Source organism: Streptomyces sp. 11-1-2 (genome assembly GCF_003595545.1).
In the GTDB taxonomy this organism is placed as follows: domain Bacteria; phylum Actinomycetota; class Actinomycetes; order Streptomycetales; family Streptomycetaceae; genus Streptomyces; species Streptomyces hygroscopicus_B.
Genome location: NZ_CP022545.1, coordinates 1,031,540 through 1,042,504, shown reverse-complemented (window position 1 = coordinate 1,042,504; position 10,965 = coordinate 1,031,540). Strand labels below are relative to the sequence as shown.

The 10,965-nt window shown below is 69.2% G+C and carries 1 protein-coding gene; it reads left to right on the top strand.

What is annotated here, in order from left to right; genetic code table 11:
- The first annotated feature begins 43 nt into the window (after positions 1 to 43).
- The gene (locus CGL27_RS04500) at positions 44 to 10,960 is read left to right on the top strand and encodes a type I polyketide synthase (RefSeq protein ID WP_240450351.1); all 10,917 of its coding nucleotides are present in this window, start codon (positions 44 to 46) and stop codon (positions 10,958 to 10,960) included.
- Positions 10,961 to 10,965 lie beyond the last annotated feature (5 nt).

Below are 10,965 nucleotides of genomic sequence, written 5' to 3'. Positions count from 1 at the left end.
CATGAACGAGAACCACGTGGTTTCTTCGAGGGGGCAGGGCCAAGTGTCAAACGAAGAGAAGCTCGTTGAGTACCTCAAGCGCGTCATGGCTGATCTCCGGCAGACGCAGCGGCGGCTCCGCGATGTCGAGGAGAAGTCCCGGGAGCCGATCGCGATTGTGGCGATGAGCTGCCGGTTCCCCGGCGGTGTGCGGTCCCCGGAGGAGCTGTGGGAGCTGCTGGCCGGTGGCGAGGACGCCGTGAGCGCGTTCCCGGAGGACCGCGGCTGGGACCTGGCGGAGCTGTACGACCCCGACCCCGACCGCTCCGGCACCTCGTACGTCAAGGAGGGCGCGTTCCTCTCCGACGCGGGCGCCTTCGATCCCACCTTCTTCGGCATCTCGCCGCGTGAGGCGCTGGCGATGGACCCGCAGCAGCGGCTGCTGCTGGAGACGTCATGGGAGGCCATGGAGCGGGCCGGTATCACCCCGGCGTCGTTGCGCGGCACCAAGGCCGGTGTCTTCGTGGGCACCAACGGTCAGGACTACACCGTCGCGCTGCGACAGGCCCCGAAGGGTGTCGAGGGCTTCCTGGCCACCAGCGGTGCGGCCAGCGTGATGTCGGGTCGGCTCTCCTATACCTTCGGCTTCGAAGGGCCCGCGGTGACGGTGGACACCGCCTGCTCATCGTCTCTGGTGGCACTGCATCTCGCGGTGCAGTCCCTGCGGCAGGGGGAGTGCCCGCTCGCCCTCGCCGGTGGCGTGACCGTGATGTCCACGCCCGGTCTCTTCGTGGAGTTCAGCCGTCAGCGCGGTCTGGCGCCGGACGGCCGGTGCAAGGCGTTCGCGGCGGCCGCCGATGGCACGGGCTGGGGCGAGGGTGTGGGCATGCTGCTGCTGGAGCGGCTGTCCGACGCGCGGCGCAACGGTCACCCGGTGCTGGCGGTGGTACGCGGCTCCGCCGTCAACCAGGACGGCAGCAGCAGTGGACTGACCGTGCCCAACGGCATTTCCCAGCAACGCGTGATTCTCCAGGCCCTGACCAACGCGCGGTTGTCGGCCGCCGAGGTGGACGCGGTCGAGGCACACGGCACGGGTACGACGCTGGGCGACCCGATCGAGGCGCAGGCGCTGCTGGCCACCTACGGCCAGGACCGCGCGGACGGTAGGCCGCTGCTGCTGGGGTCGGTGAAGTCCAACATCGGCCACACGCAGGCGGCGGCCGGTGTGGCCGGCGTGATGAAGATGGTGCTGGCCATGCAACACGGTGCGCTGCCGAAAACGCTGCACGTCGATGAGCCGACGCCGCACGTGGAGTGGGCGGCCGGCGCGGTCGAGCTGCTGGCCGAGAAGGTCGCATGGCCGGAGAACGGTGGGCCGCGACGGGCCGGTGTGTCGGCCTTCGGCGTCAGCGGCACCAACGCCCATGTCGTCCTCGAGCAGGCGCCGGTGGGCGATGAGGACGACGCGGCGGACGAGGGCACGGGCGGGGCTCCCTCTGCCACGGTCGGTGCGATGTCCGTCGAGCGTGCGGTGGTGCCGTGGGTGCTGTCGGCCCGCTCCGAGGCGGCCTTGCGGTCGCAGGCGGATCGGCTGGCGTGGTACATGGAGGAGCGGACAGAGCTGTCGGCTGGGGACGTCGGGTGGTCGCTGGCGACGGCTCGTACCGTTTTCGAGCATCGTGCGGTGGTGTTGGCCGAGGACCGGGACGGTCTGGTCGGTGGTGTGGCCGCGCTGGCGGAGGGCCGGGATGCGGCGGGCGTGGTGCGGGGTGTGGCCGGTGCTGATGGTCGTGCGGTGTTGGTGTTTCCTGGTCAGGGGTCGCAGTGGGTGGGGATGGCGGCTGGGTTGTTGGAGTCTTCGCCGGTGTTCGCGGCGCGGGTGGGTGAGTGTGCGGCGGCGTTGGCGCCGTTCGTGGACTGGTCGTTGGTGGATGTGCTCGGCGATGCGGTTGCGTTGGAGCGGGTGGATGTGGTGCAGCCGGTGTTGTGGGCGGTGATGGTGTCGTTGGCGGAGTTGTGGCGTTCGTATGGTGTGGAGCCTGCGGCGGTGGTGGGTCATTCGCAGGGTGAGATTGCGGCGGCGTGTGTGGCGGGTGCGTTGTCGTTGGGGGATGCGGCGCGGGTGGTGGCGTTGCGGAGCAAGGCGTTGCGGGCGTTGTCGGGGCGTGGCGGGATGGTGTCGGTGTCGTTGCCGGTGGGGGAGGTTCGGGAGCGGCTGGTGGCGTGGGGTGAGCGGTTGTCGGTGGCGGCGGTGAACGGGCCTTCGGCGGTTGTTGTCTCGGGTGACGCGGATGCGTTGGAGGAGCTGCTGGCGGTGTGCGAGGGCGAGGGGATCCGGGCGCGTCGCATTCCCGTGGACTACGCCTCGCACTGCGCTCACGTCGAGGCCATCGAGGACGAGCTTCGGCACGCCCTCGTCGGGATTGCTCCCCGGTCGTCGTCGGTGCCGTTTTATTCGACGGTGACTGGTGGGGTGCTTGATACGGCGGGGCTGGATGCCGGGTACTGGTACCGGAATTTGCGTCAGTCGGTGCGCTTCGATGAGACGGTCCGGTTCCTGTTGGCGGATGGTTTCCAGGTGTTTGTCGAGGCCAGCGCCCATCCTGTGCTGATGATGGGTGTGGAGCAGACGGCCGAGGATCACGGCACCCGTGTCACCGCCGTGGGTTCGCTGCGCCGTGACGAGGGTGGCCTGGACCGTTTCCTGACCTCCGTGTCCGAGGCGTATGTCGGCGGGGCTTCTGTCGACTGGTCCACGGTGTTCCGCGGGACGGGCGCTCGGCAGGTGGAATTGCCGACCTATGCCTTCCAGCACCAGCACTACTGGATCAAGACTCCTCCGTCGGGCGTCGGCGATGTGACATCCGCTGGTCTGGGTTCGGCTGATCATCCGTTGTTGGGTGCGGTGGTGGGGTTGGCGGGTGTGGATGGGGTGTTGTTGACGGGTCGGTTGTCGTTGGTTTCGCATGGTTGGTTGGCTGATCATGTGGTGTTGGGTGTGGTGGTGGTGCCGGGGACGGCGTTGGTGGAGTTGGTGTTGCGGGCGGGGGATGGGGTGGGTTGTGGGTGGTTGGAGGAGTTGACGTTGGAGGCGCCGTTGGTGGTGCCTGAGTGTGGTGGTGTGCAGGTGCAGTTGTCGGTGGGTGTGCCGGATGGGGTGGGTCGGCGTGTGGTGGGTGTGTTTTCGCGGTTGGAGGGTGAGGGGGAGGAGTCGTGGACGCGGCATGCGGTGGGGGTGTTGAGTGCTGGTCTTTCGGGTGGGGTGGTGGAGGGGTTGGGTGTGTGGCCGCCTGTGGGTGCGGTGGCGGTGGATGTGGGTGGTGTGTATGAGCGGTTGGCTGGGGTGGGTTTGGAGTATGGGCCGGTGTTTCGGGGGGTGCGGGCTGCGTGGCGTCGTGGTGATGAGGTGTTTGCGGAGGTGGCGCTTGGGGAGGAGGAGCGTGCGGAGGCGGGGCGGTTCGGTCTGCATCCGGCCCTCCTCGACGCCGCCCTCCATATGGCCGGGGTGGGCCCGGACGGCGAGGAGACGGGCCCCGCTCGTCTGCCGTTCGCCTGGACGGGTGTCTCCCTGTATGCCACGGGTGCGACGGCGCTGCGGGTGCGCTTGTCGCCGTCGGGAGCCGAAGGGATCTCGGTGCTGGTGGCGGACGCCGACGGGGTACCGGTGGCCTCGGTCGACTCACTCGTGGGGCGGCCGGTGGTGGCCGAGCAGCTCACCGCGTCCCCGCAGGTGGTCAGGGACTCGCTGTTCACCGTGGAATGGGATCGCGTGCCCTCCGAGGACATGCCGGGGGTTGCATCCCAGGCTCAGTGGGCGATCGTCGGGTCGGACGATCTCGGCCTCACCGCTGCCTTGGATGCGGCAGGCCACGACGTAATCAGCTGCCCGGAACTGGCCACCCTGGCAGGTTCCCCGGACGTCGTCCTCGTGCCATGCGTGTCCGAGTCGGGCTCGGGTGCACAGGATCTGTCGTCCGCCACGCGCCACCTCGCCCATCGTGTGTTGCGGGTGGTGCAGGGGTGGTTGGCTGAGGAGCGGTTTGCTGGTTCGCGGTTGGTGGTGGTGACGCGGGGTGCGGTGGCTGCTGTGTCGGGTGAGGGTGTGCCGGATGTGGCGGCTGCCGCGGTGTGGGGTTTGGTGCGTTCGGCGCAGGCTGAGCATCCGGACCGATTCGTTCTGGTGGATTTGGAGAGCGTGGAGTGGGCTGCCGAGGTGATCGGTGCCGCGGTGGCATCCGGAGAGCCTCAGCTTGCCGTGCGTGGCGGTGGTATGCACGCCCCGAGGCTGGTCCGGGCTCTGGTACCTGTGGTGCCTCAGCGGGGGGTGGTGTGGGATGTCGATGGTTCGGTGCTGATTACGGGTGCCAGTGGTGTGCTGGGTGGTTTGGTGGCGCGTCATGTGGTTGTCCGTCATGGGGTGCGGAGTGTGGTGTTGGTATCGCGTCGTGGTCGTGAGGCGGTGGGTGCGGCGGAGTTGGAGGCCGAGCTTGCCGAATTGGGTGCGCGTGTGGTGTTCGAGGCGTGTGATGTGGCGGATCGTGGGGCGTTGGCGGGGGTGTTGGGGCGTATTCCGGTGGATCGTCCGTTGCGTGGTGTGGTGCATGCGGCCGGTGTGCTGGATGACGGTGTGGTGGAGTCGTTGACGCCGGAGCGTATTGATGTGGTGTTGCGGCCGAAGGTTGATGCGGCGGTGTATTTGGATGAGTTGACGCGGGGTCTGGATCTGTCGGTGTTTGTGGTGTTCTCGTCGGCTGCTGCGACTTTTGGTGCGGCGGGGCAGGGGAACTATGCGGCGGCGAACATGTTCCTGGATGGTCTGGCGGCGCGTCGTCGGGCGCGTGGGCTTGCGGGGGTGTCGTTGGCTTGGGGTTTCTGGGCCGAACGCAGCGATATGACCGGCCACCTCGCAGACACCGACGTTGCCCGGATGGAGCGGAGCGGCGTGATCCCACTGTCGTCGGACGAAGGTCTCGCGCTCCTCGACGCGGCGGGTGCCGTGGACCAGCCGCTGCTGGTCCCCGTGCGGATCGCTCCGATGGTGCTCCGTGGTGGCGCAGGGACCGTTCCTCCGTTGCTCCGACGGCTGGTGCGTACCCCGTCGCGGAGGGCGCTGACGGATGCGGCTACGGGCATGGACACGTTCCTGCCGGGTGACCTCGTTCGCCTCGCGGGGCTTTCGGAGGCCGAGCAGGAGGAGACGCTGCTGGATCTCGTACGCGCGGGGGTCGGCGCGGTGCTCGGCTACTCCGGTGTGGACGAGGTCGAGCCGGAGCGTGCGTTCAAGGAGCTCGGGTTCGACTCGCTGACGGCGGTCGAGCTGCGCAACCGGCTGAACACGGCCACCGGACTGCGCCTGCCTGCCACGCTCGTCTTCGACTACCCCTCGCCCCTGGCGCTCGCCCGCTATCTCCGCGACGAACTCCTCGGCAGGAGCGACGATGCGGCTGTCGACGCTGGACGCCCTGCGCCGGTGGCCGCGTCCCAGGACGAGCCGATCGCGATCGTGGGAATGAGCTGCCGCTTCCCGGGTGGGATCAAGTCCCCCGAGGACCTGTGGAGGCTTCTGTCCCGCGGCGGAGACGCCATCGCAGGCTTTCCGGATGATCGTGGCTGGGACCTGGAGGGCCTGTATCACCCGGATCCCGATCACAGGGGCACGGCGTATGCGCGTGAGGGTGGTTTCCTGTATGACGCGGGTGATTTCGAGCCGGAGTTCTTCGGTATTTCGCCGCGTGAGGCGTTGGCGATGGATCCGCAGCAGCGGTTGCTGCTGGAGACGTCGTGGGAGGCGCTGGAGCGGGCCGGTATCGACCCGGCGTCGGTGCGCGGCAGCCAGACCGGTGTCTTCGCCGGAATCATGCACCACGACTACGGCTCGGCTGCGGTGCCGGACGGAGTCGAGGGCTACATCGGCAACGGCACCGCCGGCAGCATCGCCTCGGGCCGGGTCTCCTACACCTTCGGCTTCGAAGGGCCCGCGGTGACGGTGGACACCGCCTGCTCGTCGTCGCTGGTGGCGCTGCATCTCGCGGCTCAGTCGCTGCGCCAGGGGGAGTGCGCGCTCGCGCTCGCGGGTGGTGTGACGGTGATGTCGACCCCCGCCCTGTTCGTGGAGTTCAGCCGTCAGCGGGGGCTGTCGGCGGACGGACGGTGCAAGGCGTTCGCGGGGGCCGCCGACGGTACGGGGTTCTCCGAGGGCATCGGCATGCTGCTGCTGGAACGGCTTTCGGACGCACGGCGCAACGGCCACCGGGTACTTGCCGTCGTCCGCGGGTCCGCCGTCAATCAGGACGGCGCGTCCAACGGGCTGACGGCCCCCAATGGCCCGTCGCAGCAGCGGGTCATCCGGGCCGCCCTGGCGAGTGCCCGGCTGTCGGCCGCCGAGGTGGACGCGGTGGAGGCACACGGTACGGGCACGACACTCGGTGATCCCATCGAGGCACAGGCGCTGCTGTCGACCTACGGACGGGAGCGGGGCGCCGAGGACCGGCCGCTGTGGCTGGGGTCGATCAAGTCGAACATCGGCCATACGCAGGCGGCTGCCGGTGTGGCGGGTGTGATGAAGATGGTGCTGGCGATGCGGCACGGCGTACTGCCGAAAACGCTGCATGTCGATGAGCCGTCGCCGCATGTGGACTGGTCCGAGGGCGCGGTGCGGTTGCTCACGGACGCTACGCACTGGCCGGAGACGGGCCACCCCAGGCGTGCGGGTGTCTCCTCCTTCGGCGCCAGCGGGACCAATGCGCATGTGATCGTGGAGCAGGTCCCCGAGGAAAGGCCCGTCGCCGAGCCGGTGGCCGAAGGGCCCGAGGAGTCGGTGCTGGTGCCGTGGGTGGTGTCGGCGAAGTCCGAGGGTGCGTTGCGGGCACAGGCGAGGCGATTGCTGTCGTCCGTACGTGGCGAGACGGACGCCGAGGCGGCGGTCGTGGACGTGGCTTCGTCGCTGGTGACCACGCGCTCGGTGTTCGAGCACCGGGCGGTGGTGCTGGCCGCTGACCGTAAGGGCTTCGCCGCCGGGCTGGAAGCCCTGGCGGATGACCTACCGGCGGTCGGTGTGGTGCGGGGTTCGGCGGTGCCGGGGAAGTCGGCGGTCGTGTTCTCGGGTCAGGGTAGTCAGCGGGTCGGGATGGGGCGGGAGTTGTATGAGGCGTTCCCGGTGTTCGCGGACGCCTTTGACGAGGTGTGTGGGTATTTCGAGGGGGTGTTGGAGCGTTCGCTGCGGGAGGTGATCCGTGGGGATTTGTCGGGGTTGGATGAGACGGTGTTTGCGCAGTGTGGGTTGTTTGCGGTGGAGGTGGGGTTGTTCCGGTTGGTGGAGTCGTGGGGTGTGCGGCCGGATTTTGTGGCGGGGCATTCGATTGGTGAGTTGGTTGCTGCGCATGTGGCGGGTGTGTTGTCGCTCGCGGATGCGTGTGTGTTGGTGGGGGCTCGTGGGCGGTTGATGCAGGGGTTGCCGTCGGGTGGGGTGATGGTGTCGGTGCAGGCCGCTGAGGTGGATGTGTTGCCGTTGTTGGCGGGTCGTGAGGCTGAGGTGGGTGTGGCGGCGGTCAACGGTCCTCGTTCGACGGTGATTTCCGGTGCCGGGGAGGCGGTGATGGAGGTCGCTGGGCACCTTGAGGTTCAGGGTGTCAAGACGAAGCGGCTGCGTGTTTCGCACGCTTTCCACTCGCCGTTGATGGAGCCGATGCTGGCCGAGTTCCGGCAGGTGGCGGAGGGGTTGTCGTATGCGTCTCCGCGTATTCCCGTCGTGTCGAACGTGACGGGCGCGGTCGCGGATGCCGAGGCGTTGTGCTCGGCGGAGTACTGGGTACGGCACGTCCGCGAGACCGTGCGCTTCGCCGATGGCATGGCGGCTCTCGCGGAGGCAGGCGTGACGACTTCCCTGGAACTGGGCCCGGACGGGGTGCTCTCCGGCATGGGACAAGAGACCGCGCCGGACGTCGAGTTCGTCTCCGCACTGCGGAGCGGCCGGGACGAGATCGCCACGCTCCAGGAGGCGTTGGCCCGGATCTTCGTCCGTGGGGCTCAGGTGGACTGGACGGCGTTGCTCGCGCCGACCCCCGTACGCCACGTGGAGCTGCCGACCTACGCCTTCCAGCGGAAGCGGTACTGGCTCGAGGCCGGTGGGGCGGCGGGAAACGTGGCCTCGGCGGGGCTGAGCTCCGAAGAACACCCCCTGCTCGGTGCCGCGGTGACGCTGCCCGACTCCGACGGGTGCCTGTTCACCGGCCGGCTGTCCGCGCGTACGCACGCCTGGCTGACCGACCACGCGGTAATGGGCTCGGTGGCGGTGCCGGGGACGGCCTTCGTGGATCTGGCGCTGCACGCGGGTGGCCGTTTCGGCTGTGACCGCGTGGACGACCTGGTGCTGGAAGCGCCCCTTGTCCTTCCCGAACGCGGTGCGATCCAGCTCCAGGTGATGGTGGCCGGAGCCGAGGACGACGGCCGTCGACCCGTCACCGTCCATTCCCGGCAGGAATCCGGTGATGAGGACCGGCCCTGGACGCGTCACGCCACCGGCGTCCTGAATCAGGCCGGGGGACCGGAAGCGGCGATCTCGGCCGAGCTGAGCGTGTGGCCGCCCGCGGATGCGGAGGCGGTCGACATCAGTGGTATGTACGAGCGTTTCGCGCTGGGCGGGCTCGCGTACGGGCCGGCGTTCCAGGGCGTGCGGGCTGCCTGGCGGCGCGAAGGCGAGGTGTTCGCCGAGGTGGCACTGGCCGAAGAGCAGTGGCCGGACGCGACCCGATTCCGTGTGCACCCCGCGTTGCTCGACGCCGCCCTTCATGTGGCGGGGCCCGGTGGCCTGGTGGACTCGGACGCGGAGCAGGTCCGTTTGCCGTTCGCCTGGAACGGGACGTCGGTGCACATCACCGGCGCGACCACGGTCCGCGTACGGCTGGCGGCGGCAGGGGCCGGCGGTCTGTCGCTCGCCGTGGCCGATGAGACGGGCCGGTTGATGGCCTCGGTGGCAGAGCTGGTGACGCGTCCGGTCTCCGCCGAGCAGATCGACGCCGCGCGGGGCGCCTCCCATGAGTCGCTGTTCCAGCTGCGATGGAACGCCATGCCGCTCCCGGCCGACGCGCCGTCCTCCGCGCACTGTGCGCTGATCGGTGCGGAGGACGGTGGGCTGTCCCTGGCGCTGCGGTCGGCGGGCTGGCAGGTACGAACACACCCTGATCTGAAGGCTCTGGCCCAGTCCGGTGCCGAGGGTGAGCCCGTGCCGGAGTGGGTGCTGCTGCCCTCCGCGACCGGCGCCGGTGGCGACGACCACGGAGGTGTACGTGGCGCGGCGCACCGGGCGCTGGAGTGGGTGCAAGAGTGGCTTGCTGAGGAGCGGTTCGCCGACGCCCGCCTGGTCATCACCACCCGCGGCGCCGTGGCCACCTCCTCGACCGAGGGCGTGGACGACCTGGGAGGGGCGGCGATATGGGGCCTGGTGCGGTCCGCGCAGGCCGAACACCCCGATCGCTTGCTCCTCCTCGACGTGGAGGATCCCACAGAGCTCGGCTCCGTTCCGTTGGCCGCGGCCCTTGCCTCGGGCGAGCCGCAGTTGGCCGTACGCGGAGGGCGCGTACTGTCGGCGAGGCTGGTCCGAGCCGAGGAGCAGGCGGAACGGGGCCCCTCGGCGGCATGGGACTCCGAGGGAACGGTCCTCATCACCGGGGCCAGCGGCACCCTGGGCGGTCTGCTGGCCCGGCACCTGGTGGCCAACCATGGTGTGCGTCATCTGGTACTGCTCAGCCGCAGGGGATCGGCGGCCGAAGGCGCGGCCGAGCTGACCGATGAGCTGACCTCGGCCGGGGCATCGGTGACCTGGGCAGCCTGTGATGTGGCCGACCGGGACGCCCTCGGCGCGGTGTTGTCGGACATCCCCGCCACGCATCCGCTGAAGGGCGTTGTCCACGCCGCCGCCGTGCTGGACGACGGTGTGATCGCGTCGTTGACTCCGGAGCGGCTGGACACCGTACTGCGACCGAAGGCGGAGGCGGCCCTCGCCCTGCATGAGATGACGGCCGGGTTCGACCTGTCGGCGTTTGTGGTCTTCTCTTCGGTGGCGGGCATGTTCGGGGCCGCCGGGCAGGGCAACTACGCCGCCGCCAACGCCTTCCTCGACGCGCTGATGTCACAGCGCCGGGCGCAGGATCTGCCCGGCCTCTCGCTGGTCTGGGGCCTGTGGGAGGAGCGCAGCGGGATGACCGCGGGGCTGGCCGAAGTGGACAGGCGGCGGATGGACCAGGTCGGCATCTCCGGCCTGTCGTCGGCCGAGGGGCTCGCGCTGTTCGACGCCGCCTGCGCAAGCGATGGCCCGGTCGTCGCCGCCGCACGGCTGAACACGACGGTCTGGAGGTCCGCCGGACATGGCGGAGTCGCCGAAGTACCTCATGTCCTCCGGGAGTTGGTCCGCATGCCCGTCCGCAGGGCGACAGCGGAAGCCACCGGAGCGGCGGAGGCGTTGCGGGCACGCCTGGCCGGAGCCTCGTATGCGGAAGGCGAACGCCTGGTGCTTGACACGGTACGGCGGAATGTCGCCGCGGTGTTGGGTCACGGCGGCCCGGAAATCGTGGAACCGGGCCGTGCGTTCAAGGATTTCGGCTTCGATTCGCTGACGGCGGTGGAATTGCGCAACCGGCTCGGCACGGTGACCGGACTCCGTCTGACCGCGACACTGGTCTTCGACCACCCGACACCTACCGCCCTGGCCCAGCATCTCCACCACGAGCTGACGCGGGACGCCGGATCCGCCGCCACTTCGGTGCCCGTATCCGTGGGCCTCGATCAGCTTGAAGCCGGTCTATCGACGATGACCTGGGAGGAGATCGGCCGCACGGATGTGGCGTCACGCCTGCGGGAGCTCTTGGCAAAGTACGGCGACGCACGGGAAGTCCCGAACGACAGTGTTGCTCTCGTCGACCAACTCGAATCGGCGACGGATGGCGAACTCTTCAAAATGGTGGACGAGGATCTCGGAATTCTCTGAAGCAA